Origin of the sequence: Terriglobus roseus (assembly GCF_900105625.1) — a bacterium.
Lineage (GTDB): Bacteria > Acidobacteriota > Terriglobia > Terriglobales > Acidobacteriaceae > Terriglobus > Terriglobus roseus_B.
In genome coordinates, this window is sequence record NZ_FNSD01000001.1 from 4,132,536 (window position 1) to 4,154,489 (window position 21,954).

The 21,954-nt window shown below is 60.4% G+C and carries 14 protein-coding genes; 8 read left to right on the plus strand and 6 right to left on the minus strand.

What is annotated here, in order from left to right:
* The first annotated feature begins 10 nt into the window (after positions 1 to 10).
* Positions 11 to 1,408 carry an ethanolamine ammonia-lyase subunit EutB gene (locus tag BLW03_RS17195; protein WP_074655254.1) on the plus strand — a complete coding sequence of 466 codons (1,398 nt, stop codon included), beginning with the start codon at positions 11 to 13 and terminating at the stop codon, positions 1,406 to 1,408.
* The gene (gene eutC / locus BLW03_RS17200; RefSeq protein ID WP_074655255.1) at positions 1,405 to 2,190 is read left to right on the plus strand and encodes an ethanolamine ammonia-lyase subunit EutC; all 786 of its coding nucleotides are present in this window, start codon (positions 1,405 to 1,407) and stop codon (positions 2,188 to 2,190) included. The genes BLW03_RS17195 and eutC overlap by 4 nt, the downstream gene beginning before the upstream one ends.
* Positions 2,191 to 2,196: 6 nt before the next feature.
* Here the strand turns inward: eutC and BLW03_RS17205 are convergent, their stop codons facing one another.
* Positions 2,197 to 3,993: a VWA domain-containing protein gene (locus BLW03_RS17205; protein WP_170835070.1), complete on the minus strand. Its 1,797-nt coding sequence runs from the start codon at positions 3,991 to 3,993 to the stop codon at positions 2,197 to 2,199.
* Positions 3,994 to 4,166: 173 nt separating this feature from the next.
* Complete coding sequence (locus BLW03_RS17210; RefSeq protein WP_074655257.1) at positions 4,167 to 7,091, minus strand: TonB-dependent receptor; 2,925 nt, start codon at positions 7,089 to 7,091, stop codon at positions 4,167 to 4,169.
* A gap of 196 nt (positions 7,092 to 7,287) precedes the next feature.
* Here BLW03_RS17210 and BLW03_RS17215 point away from each other — a divergent pair, with 196 nt between their 5' ends.
* The 3 genes from BLW03_RS17215 to BLW03_RS17225 all read left to right on the plus strand — a co-directional run bounded on the left by BLW03_RS17215 (position 7,288) and on the right by BLW03_RS17225 (position 12,504).
* The gene (locus tag BLW03_RS17215) at positions 7,288 to 7,971 is read left to right on the plus strand and encodes a response regulator transcription factor (RefSeq protein WP_244502137.1); all 684 of its coding nucleotides are present in this window, start codon (positions 7,288 to 7,290) and stop codon (positions 7,969 to 7,971) included.
* Positions 7,968 to 9,359, plus strand: coding sequence for a sensor histidine kinase (locus BLW03_RS17220; RefSeq protein ID WP_074655259.1), 1,392 nt, complete (start codon positions 7,968 to 7,970; stop codon positions 9,357 to 9,359). Before BLW03_RS17215 ends, BLW03_RS17220 begins: the two co-directional genes overlap by 4 nt.
* 205 nt (positions 9,360 to 9,564) lie before the next feature.
* Positions 9,565 to 12,504 (plus strand): FAD-binding and (Fe-S)-binding domain-containing protein, encoded by a 2,940-nt coding sequence (locus BLW03_RS17225; RefSeq protein WP_074655260.1) that lies wholly within the window; start codon positions 9,565 to 9,567, stop codon positions 12,502 to 12,504.
* Here BLW03_RS17225 and BLW03_RS17230 read toward each other — a convergent pair.
* The 4 genes from BLW03_RS17230 to BLW03_RS17245 form a co-directional block, all read right to left on the minus strand.
* Positions 12,455 to 12,874 carry a helix-turn-helix domain-containing protein gene (locus tag BLW03_RS17230; RefSeq protein ID WP_212733227.1) on the minus strand — a complete coding sequence of 140 codons (420 nt, stop codon included), beginning with the start codon at positions 12,872 to 12,874 and terminating at the stop codon, positions 12,455 to 12,457. The two genes, BLW03_RS17225 and BLW03_RS17230, sit on opposite strands and share 50 nt — an antisense overlap.
* Positions 12,875 to 13,088: 214 nt before the next feature.
* The gene (locus BLW03_RS17235; RefSeq protein ID WP_074655262.1) at positions 13,089 to 14,555 is read right to left on the minus strand and encodes an efflux transporter outer membrane subunit; all 1,467 of its coding nucleotides are present in this window, start codon (positions 14,553 to 14,555) and stop codon (positions 13,089 to 13,091) included.
* Positions 14,552 to 15,826 carry an efflux RND transporter periplasmic adaptor subunit gene (locus tag BLW03_RS17240; protein WP_074655263.1) on the minus strand — a complete coding sequence of 425 codons (1,275 nt, stop codon included), beginning with the start codon at positions 15,824 to 15,826 and terminating at the stop codon, positions 14,552 to 14,554. The genes BLW03_RS17235 and BLW03_RS17240 overlap by 4 nt, the downstream gene beginning before the upstream one ends.
* Positions 15,823 to 19,017, minus strand: coding sequence for an efflux RND transporter permease subunit (locus BLW03_RS17245; RefSeq protein WP_074655264.1), 3,195 nt, complete (start codon positions 19,015 to 19,017; stop codon positions 15,823 to 15,825). The genes BLW03_RS17240 and BLW03_RS17245 overlap by 4 nt, the downstream gene beginning before the upstream one ends.
* Before the next feature lie 133 nt (positions 19,018 to 19,150).
* Here BLW03_RS17245 and BLW03_RS17250 point away from each other — a divergent pair, with 133 nt between their 5' ends.
* From BLW03_RS17250 to BLW03_RS17260, 3 genes are all read left to right on the plus strand, one after another.
* A complete protein-coding gene (locus BLW03_RS17250; RefSeq protein ID WP_074655265.1) occupies positions 19,151 to 20,053 on the plus strand; it encodes a LysR family transcriptional regulator in 903 nt (300 codons plus the stop codon).
* Positions 20,054 to 20,134: 81 nt separating this feature from the next.
* Positions 20,135 to 20,659 carry a hypothetical protein gene (locus BLW03_RS17255; RefSeq protein WP_074655266.1) on the plus strand — a complete coding sequence of 175 codons (525 nt, stop codon included), beginning with the start codon at positions 20,135 to 20,137 and terminating at the stop codon, positions 20,657 to 20,659.
* Between the two features lie 58 nt (positions 20,660 to 20,717).
* On the plus strand, positions 20,718 to 21,872 hold the full coding sequence (locus tag BLW03_RS17260; RefSeq protein WP_074655267.1) for a diflavin oxidoreductase: 1,155 nt from the start codon (positions 20,718 to 20,720) through the stop codon (positions 21,870 to 21,872).
* The last annotated feature ends 82 nt before the right edge of the window (positions 21,873 to 21,954 follow it).

Genomic DNA, 21,954 nt, shown 5'->3' on the forward strand with positions numbered 1-21,954 from the left:
TCATTGGCCCATGATCTATAGCCACACAGTGCGGGGTGTGCGGCACAGCTTCGCAGACCTGCGGACACTGCTGGCGCGCGCCTCGCCACTGCGATCAGGGGATGAACTGGCAGGCATTGCCGCGTCCAATGCGCAGGAGCGGGCCATCGCGCAGATGACACTCGCGGAAGTGCCCTTGCGTGCCTTTTTGGAGGAGCCGTTGATCCCGTACGAAAGCGATGCGGTTACGCGGCTCATCTTCGACACGCAGAGCAGTACGGGGCACCAAGTGGCCTTCGCGCCTTTCGCATCGCTCACCGTTGGCGACTTTCGCGACTGGTTACTCTCCGATGACGCGACGGGCGAGCGGCTTTCAGCGCTTTCCGGCGCGTGGATGCCGGAGATGATAGCGGCCGTCAGTAAGCTGATGCGTGCGCAGGACCTGATTTATGTGGCAAGCAAGATCAGCGTGGTCACTCGCTTCCGCACCACGTTGGGCCTGCCGGGGAGGCTTTCCACTCGGCTGCAGCCAAACCACCCGACGGATGATCCGCTGGGCATCGCAGCCAGCATCCTCGATGGGCTGCTGCTCGGCTCCGGCGATGCCGTCATCGGGATTAACCCGGTTTCGGACAATGTATCGACTGTGACCCGCCTGCTGCGGCTGATTGACCATGTGCGTGTGCGGTATGCCATCCCCACGCAGAACTGCGTGCTGGCGCACATCACAACACAGATGCAGGCGATGGAGCAGGGAGCACCGCTCGATCTACTCTTCCAATCAATCGCCGGGACAGAGGGAACGAATACCTCTTTCGGCATCAGCATTCCTCTCTTGGAAGAGGCGCACGCGATGGCTCGCGCGCGGAAGCGCGGTGGCCTGGACGGTAAGACAGGCGCAGACAACGTCTTCTACTTCGAGACAGGGCAGGGCAGCGCACTCTCTGCCAATGCGCATCACGGTGTCGACCAGCAGACGCTGGAGGGGCGTGCTTACGCGGTGGCGCGGCATTTCAATCCCATGCTGGTGAATACCGTGGTCGGCTTCATCGGCCCCGAGTACCTCTACGACGGCAAACAGATTCTGCGCGCGGGACTGGAAGATCACTTCTGCGGCAAGCTGCTTGGACTGCCCATGGGCTGCGACATCTGTTACACGAACCATGCTGAAGCCGATGGCGATGACATGGACGCACTACTGACGATGCTTGGCGCAGCAGGCGTCAACTACATCATGGGCGTGCCCGGCGCAGACGACATCATGCTGGGCTACCAGAGCACCTCCTTCCACGACGCGCTGTATCTGCGCCGACTGCTGGGACTGCGGCCCGCCCCGGAGTTCGAAAACTGGCTGGCCGGCGATGACTTCCATCGCCTGCAGCATGCTGGACAGGCTGCGGCCTTATTGCCTGCGGGAGCGCGGCCATGAGCGAAGATCTAAGTGCTTCAGCGCAGAGCAGCCTGGCCGTGCTTTCAGCAGCACGCATTGCACTCGGCCTGACGGGCCCATCGATTCCGACGCGCGAGCAATTGCGCTTTCAACTGGATCATGCGCTGGCCCGTGATGCGGTGCACGCTGCGATGGACGCCGGTGGTCTGCTGCAGCAACTGCAGCAACGAGGTCTTGAGGGGATGCAGCTTCGCAGTGCCGCATGCCAGGACGCATGGCCACGCGACCGCAGTGTCTACCTGCGACGGCCGGACCTTGGGCGCAGCTTGCATGAGAGTTCGCGTAGAGAGCTGGAGGTCACAGCGGAGAACAGGGTTGAGCGTCGAATCGTCTTCGCCATCGTTGACGGTCTGTCGGCACTTGCAGTGGAGCGCCATGCTCTGCCCTTGCTGGATGCGACGCTGCCACTGCTGCAGCCGGAGGACGTGGGAGAACCGATCTGCCTGGTGCGCCAGGGCCGCGTTGCCGTGGGCGATGAGATCGGTGAGTTGCTGCGTGCGGAGTTGATGGTGCTGTTGATTGGTGAGCGACCGGGACTCAGTGCCTCGGATTCGCTGGGCGTGTATCTCACGTGGCAGCCGCGGCGCGGTCGCACGGATGCGGAGCGCAACTGCATCTCGAATGTGCGGCTTGAGGGTCTGAGCTATGAGATCGCAGCACAGCGCATCGCCTTCTATGTGCGTGAGGCCCGGTGGTTGCAGACCACCGGCATTGCATTGAAAGAGACAGCGGCAGATCCTGCCACGCTGGCGCTGGAATAGTGCGATCTACTTCGCGCGGGTACCGGGGATGACGCTCACGGGAATCTCAATGGCGCCCACCTTGCCGCTGAGATCATCCTTCAGGCCGATGCGCAGGAAGTAGTCTCCCTTGAGGGGAACACTGATCTGTTCCTGGAGCTTCACGCCCGTCTCCAGCATCTGCTTGTATTCCGCAGGACTGATCGCAGCCTGCTTGTCCTGTGAGAGCAGGGTCATCGGCTGCCCGTCCGGGGCGTACACCACCGTTGCCAGGTGCACCCTTGAGGAGCGGTTGCCATCGGGTTGCAGGGCAAACTGGAAGTCATCGGCACTGGCCGCAAGGAAGACGTTGAAGGTACGGTAGGGTGGTTTCGCCTTTGCTGCCGCCACGCTCCCTACGGTCAGTTTGTCTGCTGTGCCCTCCACCGGAACGATCTTCGCCTTGAACAGGATCTGCGTTGGATCGGGCGCTCCGCGCTGCATCGCCGCACTCATGGGATCGATGGTCGCCGCAGCGGACTTGGTGGCGGCCGTGCTGTCATGGTCCAGCGTCTTGCGCGAAGGATCATCCGCATAGTATCCGTGGCGATAGCTCAGCGTGTACTTCGTGCCGGATGTGGTTCGTACGACGATCTTGCGATAGCCACCATTCCAGTTGTGATTCGTCGGGCTGTAGACGAGCGTGTAGTAATTCGAGCCGGCGCGCAGCGCGGAGTCGGCAGCACCAGCGAGGTCATTCGTATTGATGTATGCCTTGCCACCGGTGGCATCCGCCATGGCCTGCATGGTGCTGTGTTCTTCAAAGGTGCTGGTCGAGAACTTCTGCATGTCCTTGCTCATGCGTGTGGGGTCGCGGGCATACTTACCTCCGGCGATCGAGGCATCGAACATAGGCGGCGCGAACAGGCCGCGGGCATCGACCGGATAGACCGCCACCTGCGATCGTGTGAGCAGGTTCGTCGTCTCGCGGAAGCTGTCTTCCATGGAGAGTGCCGCGGCAAACGGGTTTGGCAGGTCGCCATCGGGCAGCACATTCAAAGGAAACGAGCCGGACATCCAGATCAGGTTTTTACGGCCGGGCAGACCGTTCAGATAACGTGCCAGTTGATTGATCGCCGTCAGCGTCAGCAGCACGCGATTGCGGATCTGTTCTGTCGCTACGATGGCCTCGAACTGTTGCACATTCGCGATCACGGACGCGGCCCCGGGATTATTTCCGAACGAGTCTGCCATCTGGTCAGAGACGGTGTCCGTTCCAAGCGGCTCCGCGAGCAGTGGCGAGGTCTGCCCATCGTGGCTCTTTCTGCCCAGGGCGGCCTGTAGCAACGCAGGGTTCGATGTAAATCCCTGCAGGAGATACAGCCTCGTGGACAGCCCGAAGATGGCGACATGGCGGTTCGGCGGTGAATTCTTCAGGAATGAGATCATCAACTGCCGAACTCTCATCTGGTCGGTCGTGGGCGTATTGAGCGTGTCGAGTAATAACACGTTCAGCGGGCCGTCCTCCGGCACCACGGAGTAGTTGGTGTACGTACCCGGTGGCAGTCGGGGCATCTTCGGCATCGGAGTGCCGGCCGCGGTGTCCCCGTGCTCCTCGAAGTGCTGTACCTGCTGCGCTGCGCCATTCTCCAGCACGGTGAAGTCGCCGGCCTTCAAGTGCCGCACGGGCGCCCCATCCGGCCCGTTCACATTCACATCCAGGATGACGATCTGGGCTCCCGTGCGGATCGTGTCGGCAGGCCCTGTTGCCTTCGGCGCCGGGGTCTGCGCGGCGAGCGCGGCCGTGAACGCGAGGGCACAGAGCAACGTAAGGCAAAGACGCACGAGAGTCTCCGGGTGGGTTCCGGACCATGCTCCCATAAGCCCGGCCCCCGTCCAAGTGATTTCTTGCAAGTCTCGGGCGGAATCCGGGCCGCATTCCTGGATAGGTACTGCGCGAACGCAGAAGAGCGCGCCTGTCGGCGCGCTCTTTGCTGTTTCGGGTTGCGCGATCGATGTTAGAAGCTGAAGTTCATCTGCAGCGTAACGGTGCGCACTGCGGAGGAACTGCCGCCGGGGCCAAAGGCGCTGAGCGAGGTGGACCGACCGAAGAGGTTCTTCGAAGGATCGGCGTTGTAGCTCGACAGCGAACCGTTGGGTGTTGCGTACGGCACGTAGTTGAACAGGTTCTGGATCTGTGCCCCGATGTTCAGCGTGTACTTGTTGCGCGAGGCAATGCCGCCACCGAAGCCGCCAGGTCCGCCGCCACCGGGGCCTCCACGTCCGCCGCCACCTCCAGGGCCACCGCCGGGACCACCACCGCCAGGAGGCGGTCCGCCTGCGCCAGGTCCACCGGCCTGTGCGCCGCCGCCGGGAGCAGCAGCCTTCTTGCCGAAGCCGAAGACCTTCACGATGCGGATATTACCCTGCACGTTCGATGGGCCGGTGCAGTAACCGGGTGCAACCCGGTTCGCTGCCGTCACCGCAGTGGTAAAGTCGGTTGCTGTTTTGCAGTTGCCAGATACGCCGTTCGCAAAGCCCGCGCGATCGTTGATGATCGTATCGCCGTTCACGTCGGTACCGGTGGTGATGTTGTAAAAGTTACCCGAGTTGACGGAGAGGAACGGGCTCAGGTTGATCCCATACTTGGCCTGGATGTTGCCGAAGAGGAAGACGCGGTGACGCTGCGCGAAGAGCGAGCGGCCGTAGTCCGTCTTGGGGTTCAGGCTGTCCGTGGGGAAGTTGTCCGGACCGTTCGCGTTGGAGTTGGCATACTGCAGGCTGTAGAAGCCGAAGAGGGAAAGGCGGCTGGACACCTGCGTGCGGAAGTTCGCGATGAACTGGTTCTGACGGAAGACGCCGCCCGATTGGTACTGGTAGATGTAGTTGTTGCCGCTGGGAATGGAGCGCGACATGTACTGGTGATCGCCAATGCTGTTGATGTAGTTGAATGATACGGTCGTCCGCTTGCCAACCTGCTGATCCAGGCCGATGGTGGTCTGCATGGTGTAGGCACTGCGGAGTCCAGCGCCGAGCTGGTACACCGTCTGCGATGCTGCGGTGCTGCTGCCGCAGGCCGCAATGTTCGTGGGGCTGCAGCCCGGCAGGGTGCCGGTGGGGGTGGCGGCGCGGTAGATCTGAGTGACCTGGTTGATGCCGTTCTGCCGCAGCGTTTGAATCGTGTCGCCGATCACGAAGCGGTCGTAGAAGATACCCCAGCCAGCACGTACCACGGTGAGCGGATTGCCCGTCTTGCGCGGAATGCCGTACGAGAGCGAGAAGCGTGGCGCAAAGTCTGCGTTGCTGTTGATCTTGTTCTGCATTTCATAGCGAATGCCATAGCTGAGCGATAGATTCGGCTTAATGCGCCAATCGTCTTCCGCATACAGACCCAGGTCGGCTACGCTCTGCTCCGCCTTGGGATTGTTGATGGTGGTGACGCGGTACTGGAACGGGTTGTTGCTGGCATAGTTTGCGGCGCTCTGGTAGGTGAAGGATCCATTGGAACCCGCCGTCGAGAACAGCGCCTCCCGATCGATGCGCAGACGTGCACCGGCGCGGATGAAGTTCTTCTGCAGTGCGATAGATGTGTAGTTCTGCAACTCGAAGTGATCGATGGTGCTGCTCTGCGTGCCCGTTGCCGAGCCGCCACTGGAGAAATATCCGGTCAGCGTCAGGGTCGGTGCCGTGCTCTGGGGATTCTGTGTATTGTTCTGGCGTTCAATCGCCATGCGGGTTTCGTTGATGATCTTCGAGTTGAAGATCTGCGTGTCGCTGATCTGCAACTGGCTTTCGCGCTGTCCGGTGTTGTACGCCGTGGTGTTCAGGGAGGTAGAACCCAGGCCACCGTTCGTCTGTACGTTGTGCTCAAACTGGTAGCGAATCGTCAGCGTGTTGCTTGGGCTCAGCGCCAGATCGATACGCGGCGTGATCTCGTAGCGCGTCTGCGGATGGAAGGTCGCGCGCAATGAGTCAGGAAAGGAATTCAGAGAGCAGGTCAGGTCGCCAGGAGCGCACAGCACGCCGGGAGCTGCGGGATTGCTGATGATCTGGCCGGCGAAGATGCTGTTGTCCTGAATGACGCGGTAGTTGCCACCCAGGGAGTAGGAGCTGCTCTTCGTCATCGGTCCGGTCACCGAGCCCAGGAAGAAGATGCGATGGTAGTCCGGCTGCTGATTGGTCGACCCAAGAAACGGGCTCGACGTATTGAAGGACTTGTCGTTGCCCTGCAGGCTCATCTGGCCGTGGATCTTATCGGTGCCGGGCTTGGTGAAGACTTCCACGCGGCCGAAGCCCTGCTTGTCGAACTGTGCTGAGAAGGGGTTCTGGTTGACGCGAATTTCGCGAATGGACGACTTCGGCGGCAACGTACCGCCCGTGAACCCGTCCACGTAGATCTGTCCGCCGCTGGGACCCGCCGAGGGACCGGCGAGCGCGGAGAGCTGGTCGGCGAGTTCATCGGGATCGTCCGAGAGCGCCTCCAGATCCTTGTCCTTGATGACCACGGCGCTGCCGTTGGCGTCAGCGTCGACTGACACCTTGGTGTTGTCCGTCGTGACATTGACTTCGGTATTTTCCGACTGAATAGCCATGCCGGCGTTGATGGTCAGATTCGTGGAACCGACGCGCACACCCTGACGCACGAAGGACGCAAAGCCGGGCATGGACACGGTCAGCGAGTATGTTCCTGCAGGCACGCCACGGAAGGTGTATCCGCCATCGGCGCCCGAGGTAACGGAGCGCGGCGCGCCGCTTGCGGGCGTCAGCGTTACGGTCGCACCGGGGATCGCAGCCGAATCCGGATCCAGAACAAAGCCGGTCACGGAGCTGCCTGCAGTCGCCTGCGACCACGCGGGCGGCGCTTGCAGCGTCGTCGCAACGGCCGCAAGGGGGATGGCAGCGAGCAGAAGCGAGCGTGCGAAAGAGGGAATGGGGTTCTTCATGTGTGACCTCAAAGTAAAACAAAACTGTGCCGAAACAAACTGGCCCATGAACAGGAAACCGTGTTTCCACCACGCCGAAAGTCACGGAGTGTAAAGGTTTGTAACAAACGCGAAAAACATGCGGTCCTGAGTGACAAACTATGGCTGTAAGCGAGGGGCGTTGACGGCTTTGGCACCGGATCAGGAGAGCGTTCTATTGGTCGACGACGACCTGGAGCTATGCACCATGCTGGACAGCTACCTGTCCCGGCATGGTTGGAAGGTCACGTCGACCCACAACGGCCAGGACGGTATCCGGGCCGCGCAGACGCTGTCACCCGGCCTCATCATCCTGGACGGCATGCTGCCGGATATGGACGGCTTTGACGTTCTGCGCCGGATCCGCGCCACCGATAATGTCCCGGTCCTGCTCCTGACGGCTCGTGGAGAAGAGATCGACCGCATCGTCGGCCTTGAGATGGGCGCGGACGATTACCTGGGCAAACCCTTCAACCCACGGGAGCTGCTGGCGCGCATGCGTGCAATCCATCGCCGCGCAGCGCCGCGTGAAGAGGCGGAATCCGCAGTGCCGGCGTTTGTGATCAATGAAGCCAAACGAGAGATCAGCTACCGTGATCAGCCCATCGTTCTTACCGACATTGAGTACCGGTTGCTTGCCACGCTGCTGCGTCGTGGAGCCGAGGTCGTCGACCGCGAAGACCTGACCCGGCAGGCCTTCGATCGTGAGTCGCGTCCCTTTGATCGCAGCCTCGACATGCATGTTTCGCGGCTTCGAAGAAAGCTTGAACAGTTACAAGGTTTCAAAGGTACTGTGAAGTCGATAAGAAACAGCGGCTACCTGCTGGTGCAGGACGAAGGGGACGGAGGCGTGCGCGCATGAAGACGTTTTTTCTGCAGTTGTTTCTGTCCTTCTGGCTGGCGGCAATCGGTATTCTCATTGGCTCGACTGTGCTGTTCCCTGGATCCAATCCCGGGCCCGTCGAGAACTTTCGAGCCGCGGGCCAGGCCAGCAGCACACGCATCGTCGACGACTCACTCCGCGAATTCGCCGAAGATGGCTGCCCCGGCCTGACACAGATGGAAGGCGCCTTCATCGTTCTGCAAACAGATGGCACACCGTTGTGCAATGAGAAGCTGAGCGCGGAAGAGCAGAGCCTCATCAAACGCACGCTGGGCGACCTGCACGGCTGGGGACTGAACACGCGTTCCGGTGAGTCGTGGATCCAGATGCATCCCGCAACCAGTTCGGACGGACGCCACTGGCTGCTCTTCGGCCGTACGAAGTACGTGCACGGGCTCGGGATCCCGCCGCTGCCGCGCAGCGCGTTTCCCGCCTCCATCATCGTCACATTTATTCTTGCGCTGATCCTCACACGTCCTGTGCGTCGCCTTTCCGCAGCATTTCGTGCGTTCGCAGCGGGTGACCTCTCGGTTCGCCTGCCGGTCGCACGAAACTGGTGGAGCAGTGTTGGCGGCGCCGACATTCGCGAGCTGATGCTCGACTTCAATCACATGGCCGAACGTGTCAACGAACTCATCGAGGCGCAAAAGGTGCTTGTGCGTGACATCTCGCATGAACTGCGATCGCCGCTTGCGCGCCTGCGCCTGGCGCTTGAGATGACGCGCGAAGAGACACAGGAGCACCTTCCATCGCTGGATCGCATGGAGGCCGAGGCGGAGCGAGTGAACGAACTGATCGGCCAGATGCTGACCCTGTCGTTGATGGAGAGCACGCGTCAGTCGGCGCTGAAAGAGACTGTTTCCGCGGAAGAGGTCGTGCGTTCGTTGCTGCCAAACATGGAGTTCGAAGCCGCCGGCCGTGGCTGCAACATCCTCTTCCACGCCCGCGGACCCGTGCCGCAGACGTTTGGGAATCGGGAGTTGCTGCGTCGCGCGCTGGAGAACGTCATCCGTAACGCCATCCGGTTTACGGAGGTGGGCACTACGGTTGAGGTTGAAGTCTACGCCGAGCAGCATGCCATGCTTTTCGGACCCGCCGTGCACGTCATCGTCAGCGATCGCGGTCCGGGAGTTCCCGAGCAGAACCTGGGGATGATCTTCCGTGCCTTCTATCGGACCGATTCTGCGCGGCGCGATGCCACGGGCGGCTTCGGCGTCGGCCTTTCGATCGCCGAGAGGTCCGTCGCGCTGCATGGTGGCCGCATCAGCGCGCATAACCGCAGCGGTGGCGGACTCAGCGTGGAAATCCTTCTACCGGTCGCGGTGAGGGAGAGAACAACTCCAGAGCTCGTCGGAGCGACCACGTAGCACGAACCTCATACTCAGTCTCCGGGTGCTCCGTTCTCTTAAAGTAAAGGGCGGGCTATCGCGCGAAGCGCAACCTCTAAACCTCTCAAGACAACACTGATGTCAATGCCCGCCACGAAAGACCCCCGGCCTACGGCCCGAGAGGAGTGGTCATCCCCGCATCGCATCTCTATCGTTTAGAGTGGGTCCGAAGGGTCCCGACACGATGTCCGCATCACCATTTCCCATCCTTACGAATCCTGCAACGAACCACTCGCACCCGCACGAAAACTTCTCTGCGGCTTCGGGGCTTGAGGCCTTGCTGAGGCAGACTGTGCGCGGGGAAGTGCGCTTCGATGCTGCATCGCGCGCGTTGTATGCGACGGACGCTTCGAACTACCGGCAGGTTCCCATTGGTCTCGTCGTGCCGAAATCCGTCGAGGATGTCATCGCAACGGTGGCTGCTTGTCGGCAGTTCGACGCACCCGTGCTTTCACGAGGCGGAGGCACAAGCCTTGCCGGTCAGTGTTGCAACGTGGCTGTCGTCATGGACTTTTCAAAGTACCTGCGCAAGATTGTTGCGCTGGATCCCACGACGCAAATGGCCCGCGTGGAACCCGGCATCGTGCTGGATGCTCTGCGCCTCGAAGCAGAGAAGCATGATCTGACCTTCGCACCCGATCCTGCAACGCATAGCCGTTGCACGCTTGGCGGCATGATTGGCAACAACTCCTGCGGTGTGCACGCACTGATGGGTGGCAAGACCGTCGACAACATCGAAGAGCTCGACATCCTGCTCTATGACGGCACACGCATGCGCGTCGGGAAGACAAGCGAGACGGAGCTTGAGGCGATCATCCAGGCTGGCGGGCGCAAAGGCGCGATCTATGCGGGACTGAAGTCGCTACGGGATCGTTACGCGGTCCTGGTGCGTGAACGCTTCCCGGATATTCCGCGTCGCGTCTCTGGCTACAACCTGGATCAACTGCTGCCGGAGAATGGTTTCAACGTAGCGCGTGCTCTCGTTGGCACCGAAGGTACATGCGTCACGATCCTGGAAGCCACGTGTGAGCTGAAGCCGAGCCCGCAGCATCGACGCCTTGTCGTACTCGGCTTTGCGGACGCGTTTATCGCGGCAGACCATGTGCCTGCGGTCTTGGAGCATAAGCCCATCGGTCTGGAAGGCTTCGATGGTCTGCTGGTTGACTTCATGCTGCGCAAGAATCTTGTCGTTGACGATGTGCGCCTGCTGCCTGCGGGTCGTGGCTTCCTGCTTTGTGAGTTCGGAGCGGACTCCGATCCGGCAGTTGATGCGCAGGTGCAGCGTTTCGTTGATGCTGCCGAGGCCTATCCGGAGCAGCCCATCATCGCTCGCTACACCGAAGAGGAAGCTGCAAGGGTGTGGAAGGTGCGTGAGTCCGCGCTTGGGGCCAGCGTGTTTGTGCCTGGCGAGAAGAGCGGATGGGAGGGCTGGGAAGACTCTGCCGTGCCACCGGAAAAGCTTGGTGCCTATCTGCGGGAACTCTTTGACCTGCTGACGGCCTATGGCTACCGCACGCCGATGTATGGGCACTTCGGCCAGGGCTGTGTGCATCTGCGGATAAGCTTCGATCTCAAGACGTCGGAAGGCGCAGCGAAGTATCGCGACTTCATCGACAAGGCCGCGGACATTGTTCTGAAGTATGGCGGCTCGTTCTCCGGTGAGCATGGGGATGGACAGGCGCGCGCGTGCCTGTTGCCCAAAATGTTCGGCCCGGAACTGATGTCTGCCTTCGCAGAGTTCAAGGCGCTGTGGGATCCGACGAACTGCATGAATCCCGGGAAGCTCATCGATCCCGTCGCCGTCTATGACGCGATCGACAACCTGCGCGTCGGGCCGGGCTACCAGTCCACACCCGCAAAGACGTGGTTCCAGTATCCGAATGACAACGGCATGTTTGCGGAAGCGACCGAGCGCTGCGTGGGCGTGGGTGCGTGCCGCCGTCAGGATCATGGCACCATGTGCCCAAGCTACATGGCAACGCGGGAAGAGAAGCACAGCACACGTGGTCGCGCGCGATTGCTGTGGGAGATGATGCAGGGCGATACCATCCCGGGCAAGTGGGATAACGAGGAGATCCACGAAGCGCTGGATCTTTGCCTCTCCTGCAAGGCATGCAAGACGGAGTGCCCGGTCAACGTGGACATGGCGACGTGGAAGGCGGAGTTTCTTGCGCACCACTACGAGCACAAACGCCATCCGATGTATCACTACGCTTTTGGCTACATGGATCGCTTCGCGCATGCAGCGTCGGTAGCACCAGCGCTCGCGAATTTTCCCATGAAGTTTGCGCCGGTGGCCGCGGTGGTGAAGTCTGTACTCGGCATCGCGCCGCAACGGTCTCTGCCTGCGTTCGCGAGCGAGAATTTTCGTGATAATTATCAGCGTACCCATGGCTGGCGGCCTCAGGCGCAACGCGCGGATGTTTTGCTGTGGGCCGACACATGGAATAACTACTTCCATCCGCAGGCGCTGCACGCAGCGTCCAGCGTGCTCGGCGATGCTGGCTATTCGATCCAGGTACCGAAGCAACATGTGTGTTGCGGTCGTCCCCTGTACGACTTCGGCTTTCTTGACGAAGCGAAGCGTTACCTGCGAAAGATCCTGACGATGTTCGCAACGGAGATCGACGCGGGCATGCCCGTGGTGATGCTTGAGCCGAGCTGTGCAACTGTCTTTCGCGACGAGCTGATCAATTTCTTCCCGCACGACGAGCGCGCGCAGAAGCTTGCCCGGCAGACCATCATGCTCAGTGAAGCTCTGGCCAACAGTCCTGAATCATGGCAGCCACCAAACCTTGCAGGTCGCCGGATCGTGGTGCATGGACACTGCCATCAGAAGACGCAGATGACCATGAAGGACGAGATGAGATTGCTGTCGGCGACGGGCGCCTCCGTCGAACTACTTGACTCCGGCTGCTGCGGCATGGCGGGGCCGTTCGGATTTGAGAAAGACAAGTTCGAGGTGTCGCAGACGCTGGCTGAGCGTGTGCTGCTGCCTGCAGTTCGAGCGGCTTCCTCGGACGACATACTCGTGACCAACGGCTTCAGCTGCCGTGAACAGATCAGTCAGAATTCTAGCCGGCGTGCGGTGCATCTTTCGGAGGTTCTTGCCGGGCGGTACTGACCCGCCGCTTCTTTGGCGCTGCAGTCGGCGCAGGTGTTTCATCGGCCGGTCGCGCTGCCAAGTGGTAACGATTGCTCTGAAGCTTCTCTACGATGTGGCAGGTGGACATCGTGTAGAGCAGACGGAAGACCATTGACTTCGGCAGACCGCACCGACGCACGATCTCTTTCAGCGGCAGAACTTCGCTGGTGTCGTGGAAGGCGGCCAGGATCTGGGAGGCATGGACGACCGACTTCACCAGATAGGGATCACGTTGCTGGTGCTCCGCACCAGCACTCAAATGGGCCTGCAGCCCTGCATCTCCTGCCAAATCGTGCGACCCCTGCATCTCTTCCATCACGTGTCCTTCCAAGGGAATTTGGCGGCGCAAAACGGCCGCCTTCCCGAAACGCCGAGGAGTGTATGGCGTGAAGATGCAAAAGTGCAAGTGGCTTTTTTGCAGCGAATTATGAAGAAATCCTGAAGGTGATGAATCGTCTCAGATTCGAGGGCTTAGGGGGCGAAGAGGGCATCGCGGACTCACCTATGATGAAAGGGGTACGGCCAGAGCCGTACCCCCTTCACATCTTCAGTAGCGATTTCAACTACGGTTTCGGCAGTTGTGCCTGGTTCCATCCGCCACCCAGCGCCTTGATCAGCAGGACGGTGTCGTCCAGCCGGCGGCGCTCGATGTCGATGTCATTACGCTGGTTCTGCAGCAGCGCTGTCTGCCACGTAATGACCTGCAGATAGTTGTCCACGCCACCTTCATACCGGATGTTGAACAGATCGAGCGACTGCTGCGCGGAGGCGGTTGCGTCCTTCTGCTGTTGTGCTTCGATCTCCAGCTGGTGCAGTGCAGCCAGATTGTCTTCCACCTGCTTGAAAGCGTCGAGCGTCGTCTGCTGGTAGTCGGCTACGGTGCTGTCATAGTTGGCACGCGCAACATCCGTCAGAGAGCGGCGACGGCCATGATCGTACAGCGTCTGGGAAAGCGTTGGTCCAACTGCGAAGAAGCGCGAGGGCCACGTGAACCAGTTGACCGCGGAGGTGCCGACGAAGCCTGCTGCCGCCGAGATCGACAGCGTGGGATAAAACGCTGCTTCGGCGATGCCGATCTGCTCGTTGGCTGCGGCCATGTGACGCTCTGCCGAAGCGATGTCTGGCCGGCGTTCCAGCAGTACCGATGGCAGCATGCCGGGTACGTCCGGGAGTGCGGGCGGCGCGACCGTAACCGGCGTGCGCGGCAGTGTAAGGTCTGCCGGAGCTTTACCGATCAGAACAGCAATGGCATGTTCCAGTTGTGCGCGCTGTACGTCGACATCGGTCTCCTGGACCTGTGCGGACTGAAGCTGCGTGCGTGCCTGGGACACATCGCTGAGGGGGGATGCGCCGCCGTCGTAGCGGTCCTGCGTCAGTTGCAGTGCGCGCTGAAAGGCTCCCACGGTGTCATGCAGAAGTTTCTTCTGCGCATCGGCTGCTCGCAGATCGAGATAGTCATTCGCCAGCTCAGCGTGCAGCGACAGCCGGACGTTTTCGCGGTCGGCCGCTGACGCCTGCGCCTGGTCGCCGGCCTGTTGAATGGAGCGGCGGACGCGGCCCCATAGATCCACTTCGTAGTTCAGCGAGAAGGGTAGCGACAGGTTCCCAACGCCGTTGGCGCCGGCGGCCGCACTGTTCTGGTTGAAGTACGGCTGGTTTGACGAGGTACGTACCGTTGAGACTGCAGGTGCGACACCCACGGTAGGGGCGCGGTTTGCGCGGTAGAACGCTACATCCGCGGCCGCCGCACGATAGTTCGCTTCGGCAGCGCGCAGGCTCTGGTTCGCACCGTCAACCTGCGACTCCAACGCGTTCAACTGCGGATCGCCGAACATCGTCCACCAATCGCCCTTGATCTGCATGTCGGCGGGCTGCGCCACCTTCCAGCCTTCGGCGAAGGTGGAGGGTGGCTGCTCCTTGAAGGACGGTGGTGTGGCTACTGCGGCGGGCCGCACGTAGTTTGGACCAACGCGGCAGCCCGTGACCGTCAGCGCGACAAGGCTGATGCCAATGAGTGCAAGCCGTTTCATCGTGTGCCTTTCGTTGTGGTCGCAGCCTGCGTATGAACCTGCGCACCATCGACCAGCGAGTCAGAAGGATCGAGGACGATGGCATCACTTGCATTGACGCCGCTCACAACCTCGATCGAGTCGCCATAGTCATGACCGACCCTGACAGGCACCAGGTGCACGCGGTCTCCGCGAACCACAGCCACCCGCGGGCCCTCCGCACGGAACAGCAGGGTATTCGATGGGATGGTGAAGGCCGAACCGGATCCGGGGAGGTTGAAGTGCGCGAAGACGTAGGAACCCGGGCGCAATCTGCCATCGGGATTATTTAGATCGACCTCGACATTCAGCGTTCGCGTGGTGCGATCGATCGCGTCAGCGTTTCGTGTCACAAAGCCATGCATCGCATCGCCTGGTGAAGCGTCTTGTGAGATGGTTGCTTCGGTGCCGTTGTGCACGCGATTCGCATAGAGTTCGGGGACGGATGCGAAGACACGCATCTTGTCCGTCTGTGCCAGTTGGAAGAGAGCGCGTGGCGACGCCGAACCTGAGCCTGCATTAATGAGGTCACCGATATCGGTGTTGCGAGCGGTAATGGTGCCGTCGAAGGGCGCCACAATGCGCTCATAGCCCTGCAGTTCCTGCAGACGCTTCACGCCGGCGCGGCTTGCATCGGATGCAGCCTGCGCGGCGATGTAGTTGCTTTTGGCCTGGTCGGCTTCCTGCTGCGAGACGGCGTGCTTGGCCAGCAGTGACTGCCAGCGATCGCTGGTGGTCTTTGCAAGCTGCTCGTTCGCTTCCTGCCGTTCGAGTTCGGCCTTCGACTGCAGCAATTGCTGATCGGTCTCAGGCGTCTCGATGATGGCGAGGAGCTGCCCCTTCTTCACGCGCGATCCGATGTCGAAGAACCACTTGCGCAGATAGCCGTTGGTACGCGAATAGATGGGTGTCTCAACAAACGCCTGCACGGTGCCGGGTAACACCAGCTGGTCGGCCTTGGAGCCGCTGACAGGGTGCGTGACCGAGACGGTCGGGATGGCATCGACGTCTGTCTTCTCCACCAGGCTGCGCTCCGTCTGGTGGCGGTGATAGATGCCGTAGGCCACTGCAGCCAACACGACCAAAGCGAAGAGGAGTCCGATGGTCTTGCCGCCACCCGGGTTGTCGATGTGCCGGTCGGAGGGGGCCTGGTCGTGCGGCTTCACGATGTCCGTGTGAATGTTGTGCACGTCTGTGCGTGCATCGTTGGCGGTCTCTGGATCAACGGCCGGTGTGATTGTCTGTTCGCTCATGCGTGCACCTCTGTCAGCTGCTGCGTGTTGCTGGTTGCTTCATTCTTTTTGCCGCGTCCATGGATCAGCGCGAATACCGTTGGCACAAAGATCAGCGTTGCTACGGTTGCGCAGGCCAGACCGCCGATAACGGCTCGGCCCAACGGTGCATTCTGTTCGCCGCCATCGCCCGCACCCAGTGCCATGGGCACCATGCCGATGATCATGGCGATTGCCGTCATCAGCACGGGCCGGAAGCGTGTAGCGCCGGCTTCAATGGCAGCCCGCAGCGCGTCGCCATGTTCTTCGTATTGCTGCTTCGCGAAGGAGACGACAAGGATGCTGTTCGCAGTCGCAACGCCCATGCACATGATGGCGCCCATCAGTGCGGGAACGCTGAGCCGCGTGCCGGTCAGGAAGAGGAAGAGGATGATGCCTGCCAATGCTGCGGGCAGAGCCGTGATGATAATGAAGGGATCGACCCAGCTCTGGAAGTTGACCACGATCAGCAGGTAGACCAGCACGATGGCGAAGGCGAGGCCGCCGATGAGACCGATGTAAGAGGCCTTCATCGTTTCAACCTGGCCCTTCAATGTGATGAAGGTGCCTCGTGCCGCAGACTTCTGGCCGTTGTCGATGACCTTCTGGATGTCGCGGCTTACCGCACCTAGATCTCGTCCCTGCACGCTGCCGTAGATATCGACGACGCGACGGATGTTGAAGTGATTGATGACCGTGATTTCATGCCCACGCTCGACCTTCGCGATATCGCCCAGGATCTCAGGCTGCTGCGGGTTGGCCGGAGCGGCACCCGCAACGCTGCGATTGATGGGGATGTTCTGCAGGTCCTGCATGCTGTCCATCTTGTACTGGGGCGTCTGCGCGACCATGTTGTAGTTCACGCCGTTCTTCCAGTTCAGAAAGAACATGGGTGTTACCTGGAAGCTGCCGCTCAAAGTATTCAACACACTCTGTGATACATCGCGAGCGCTGAACCCGCCCTGCAATGCTTTGGTGCGATCGACGTTGACTTCCAGCGAAGGTCCGTCGAAGGGCTGCTGAATGCGAACATCCACAAGTCCGGGGATGTTGCGCAATTGCTGAAGCATCTTGTCTGCAGATGCCTTGCTGGCCTGCACGTTATTGCCTTCGATCTGAATGTCAATCGGGGCCGGGATACCGAAGTTCAGAATCTGCGTTGTGATGTCCGCAGGCAGCATATAGAACGTAGCCTTTGGGAACATGCGTGGCAGCTCTGAGCGCAGTTGCTCAACATAGTGTGCCGTCGGCTTGTGATCTTCCTTCAGCGTAACGAAGATATCGCCGTCCGCTGCGCTGATGGTGCCGTTGGTAAGGTGCTGCGTGTTGAGCGAGCTGTACGGCATGCCGATGTTATCGAGCTGTCCGGACAGTTCGTCCGCGGGAATGGTCTTGCGGATGTGTTGTTCCACCAGGTCGAACAACTTCGCCGTCTCTTCAATACGTGTGCCGGTTGGGGCGCGTACGTGGAGCACAAACTGACCGCTATCCGTGTCCGGGAAGAAGTCCTGTCCAAGGAACGGGATCAGCACGGTCGTCAGCAGGCAGAGGCCGAGGAAGATCGGAACGAAGGCGCTGCGCGCCGCGATCAGGCGCCGCAGCATGCGATCGTAAGCCTGGCGAACCTTCTCAAAGCGAGCGTTGAAGGCACGCGTGAAGCGCGCGAACAGGCCGTTCTCATGCGAGTTGGGATCATGCGCCTTCAACAGGTACATGGCCAGCGTGGGCACCAGCGTACGGCTCAGGATGTAGCTGGCAAGCATGGCGAACACAACTGCCTCAGCCAACGGAACAAAGAGGAATCGTGAGACGCCACTGAGGAAGAACATCGGCAGGAAGACGATGCAGATACAAAGGGTAGATACAAGTGCAGGCACAGAGATCTGCGCTGCGCCCTGCTCGATGGCTTCAAGAAGCGGGAAGCCATCTTCCAGGAAGCGTTCGATGTTCTCGATGGTCACCGTCGCATCATCCACCAGGATGCCAACGGCAAGTGCGAGGCCGCCGAGCGTCATAGTGTTGATCGTCTCGCCAATGAGGCCGAGGATGATGACCGAGGTCAGAATCGACAGAGGGATGGAAATCGCGATAATGATCGTCGACCTCCAACTGCCAAGGAACACCAGGATCATGATGGCTGTCAGTGCTGCGGCGATGATCGCTTCGCGGATAACGCCCTCGACGGCGGCGCGCACAAAGACACTCTGATCGCCAAGCGGTGTCAGCTTCAACTGAGGCGGCAGCGTGGATTGAACGCGCGGCAGCAGGGTGCGGATGCCCTTCACAACGTCGAGTGTTGACGAGTTGCCGTTCTTGAGAACGCTGATGAGTACGCCACGCTTGCCGTCCTGACGCACGACGTTCGTCTGGAAGCTGAAGCCGTCGGCGACGGTGGCGACGTCACGCAGGAAGATGGTGGTGCCGTTGACCTGCTTGATCGGGACACCGGCGAGATCGTCCAGGGTTCGTGGTGTGCCGTTGGGGCGTACGTCGTACTCGGTTGGCCCGATCTTGATGGTGCCGGACGGTGTCACGATGTTTTGCTGTGCGAGTGCTGCGAGCAGGTCGCCGGGGGCGATGCCCTTGGACTGCATGGCACTCTGATCCATTGAGATGGATACCTGCCGCTGCTTACCACCGTAGGGCAGCGGAACCACTGATCCGGGTACGGTGACCAGCTGGGCGCGAACGAAGTTCGTGGCGTAGTCATTCAGCGTGGCTTCGGAGAGACCGTCACCCGATACGCCAAGCTGAAGGATGGGCACGCTCGAAGCGGAGAAGTTAATGATCTGCGGGGGCAAGACGCCTGGCGGCAATTGGCGTAGCAGGTACTGCGACGCCGCCGTTACCTGGGCGTTGGCCGTATCCAGCGACGCGCCGGGCTGCAGGTAGACTCGGATGACCGAAAAGCCGTTGTAGCTGGTGGACTCGACGTGCTGAATGTTGTCGACCAGCGTGGTCAGCGCCTTCTCATACGGCGTGGTCAGACGGCCTTCCACCTCTTCCGGGTTGAGTCCTGTGTAGGTGAAACCTACGGAAACAACAGGGATATTGATGTTCGGGAAGATGTCCGTTGGCGTCCGGAGAATCATGATCGGCGCAGCAATCAGGATCAACAGCGCCAGAACGATGAAGGTATACGGTCGCGTCAGAGCGACCTTGACGATCCACATGCGGCAATCCTTTAGCTCGCTGGGAGCGGGCCTGTATCTATCTGACTACGGAGTTGGCAAGTACGACTGTGGTTTCTTCCGGCGTCTTCTATCGGAAAAACCGATACCACGGGAAAACCGATAGTATCGAGACATGGAGCTACGACACCTCCGCTATTTCGTCGCCGTTGCTGAACAGCAGAGCTTTAGCCGAGCGGCCGGCCTGCTGCATGTCTCGCAATCCGCGATCAGCGAACAGATGGCTGACCTGGAGGGCGAGATCGGTGTGCGCCTGCTCGACCGTGGATCACGCAGAACCCTGCTGACCGATACCGGCAAGGTCTTTCTGCAGCATGCGCAACGCGTTCTGGAAGAGAGCAAGAGCGCCGTGCAGGAGGCGCAGCGTGCGGAACGTGGCGAGGTTGGATCGTTGCGCATCGGTTTCTTTGCAGGCGGTTTAGGCGATGGGTTTCCACGGTTGATTCGGAGCTTCCGAGAGAAGCATCCGCAGGTGGAGCTATCGCTTGTGGAGATGAGTGTTTCGGAACAGTGGCCCGCATTGCTGGAAGGGCGCCTAGACATCGCATTCACACGTGTGCCGGAACCGCAGTTTCAACGGGACATCCGCTTCGAGATCATTCAGCACGATCCGATGGTTGCGATTCTGCCGAGAACACATGCGCGCGCTGAGGCAAAGCGGATTGACGTAAAGGACCTGGCGAAGGATCGCTTCGTGGTGTCCTCCCGGGCAACGTCACCATCTGTCTTCGACAAGCTGATCGAGCTTTGCTCGGATGCAGGTTTCGTGCCCAACATCGTGAGTACCAACACCGTCTGGAGCAGCGTGACGCTGATGGTGCAGTCGGGCGAGGGCGTATCGCTGCTGCCGGTAAATCATCAGCAGCCCAGTGCGACGGACCTTTCGTTTGTTCCGCTTAAAGCAAAGAATGCCTTTGTCGAACTGTGTGTATGCTGGGCTGCAAAACGTGACCGGCAACTGCTGCGGTCGTTTCGCGAATTGACGCGGCTGCATGTCCGCGGACATGAGCGTTTGTAGTTACTCCGCGGATTCCGCAATCAGCTTGTGAAATGGACCTGCGGGCTGCATTGAGTAGGCTTCTAGTGTGAGGACATCCCCATGGCCCTGAAGACTGTTCGTCGACTCTTTTCTACTCTCTGCATTGCCTCGTTGCCGTTGCTGGCGTACTCCACTGCAGCGCAGGCGCAGACCGGTATCTATGCACAGTTCACCGGCCAGTCCAACGACCTGAACAGCAGCAGCGGGTGGTTCTGGGGAGCGACTTTCGGTTTCTATCAGGACCGCCACAGTGTGGGTCCGGTGCATCTTGGAGTCGACTTCCGCGGGGCAATTTTGAAGCATGACCAGGCACAGTTCGACAGCGGTCTCGGCGGTCTGCGGCTGACGGTTGTGCCACACGTGGTTCCATTCAAGATCTACGCGGAAGCGTTGGGCGGCGTGGGGATCGTGTCGAACGGGCCCACGAATACGCATGCCCAGTACCAAGTGAATGGCGGGCTTGAGTACACCATCCTGCCGCGCATCGATTGGCGTGTTGCGGAGATTGCTTACAACGGGTACTCGGGGACCGGAACGGGCAATCCCGTGGGACTGTCCAGCGGACTCGTCTTCCGCCTGCCGTAGAGGCGCGGCCGGGTCCGTGCATGCTAGGCTTAAGTCTTACGGATTAAGCCAAAAAAACATGAGCACTGAGACCCAGAAGTACACGCGCAATAGCCCCTATCTGTCGACCATGCTGGTCAACACCGTCCTGACCGACAAGGACTCTGAAAAAGAGACACGCCACATTGAGCTGTCGTTGGAAGAGGGCATGCTGTACACGCCCGGCGACGCTGTGGGCATCCAGCCGACGAACCGCGATGCGGAAGTCGAGGCCGTTCTGAAGGCTCTGAACTTCAAGGGCGATGAGAAGGTGCTGGACTTCTTCAAGAAGGAAGACACGCTCGACAATGCTCTCCGCACGAAGCTGCACATCGGTAAGCTGACGCGCGGCAGTGTGAACAGCTACGCGAAAATTGCGCCGGAAGGCACACCAGGACTGGACTTCCTGAAGGGACTGGCCGGCCAGGACAACAAGTCGAAGGCCGAAGAGTATGTGTGGGGCCGCGAGTTTCTGGACCTGATCACGGAGCACCCCGGTGGCATCACTGATCCGCAGCAGTTGTTCACCGTGCTGCAGCGCCTGACGCCGCGTATGTACTCCATTGCGTCATCGCAGGCGAAGCACGCGGACGCGGTTCACACGACAGTGCGCGTGGTGCGTTATCACACGCATAATCGCGATCGTCAGGGCCTGTGCAGCGGCCACCTGGGCGAACGTGCCGATGAGGGCGCGAACATGCCTATCTTCCTGCATGCCAATGCGAACTTCCGTCTTCCCGAAGACACCTCGATGCCCGTCATCATGGTTGGTCCCGGCACCGGTGTCGCACCCTTCCGCGCGTTCCTGGAGCATCGCCAGGCGCATGGTCACAAGGGCGAGAACTGGCTCTTCTTCGGTGAGCAGCGCGCAGCCTCGGACTTCCTGTACAAGGATGAGTTCACGGCGATGCAGGCAGATGGCACGCTCACGCGGCTGGATACGGCCTTCTCACGCGACCAGCAGAAGAAGATCTACGTGCAGGACCGTATGAAGGAGAACTCCAAGGAGCTGTTCGCGTGGCTCGAGCGTGGCGCCTACTTCTACGTCTGCGGTGACGCATCGCGCATGGCGAAAGACGTGGAACAGACGCTGCTCGACACGATCGCTAACGGCAAGGATTGCAGCCCGGAGCATGCTCAGGAATATCTGAACGATCTGAAGAAGCAGAAGCGGTACCAGCTGGACGTTTACTAAACGACGTTCGCGGAACGCAAAGAGCGCGGCGAAAGCCGCGCTCTTTTTGCTGCTTACGTGAATCCCTATCGGTTAAATGAGC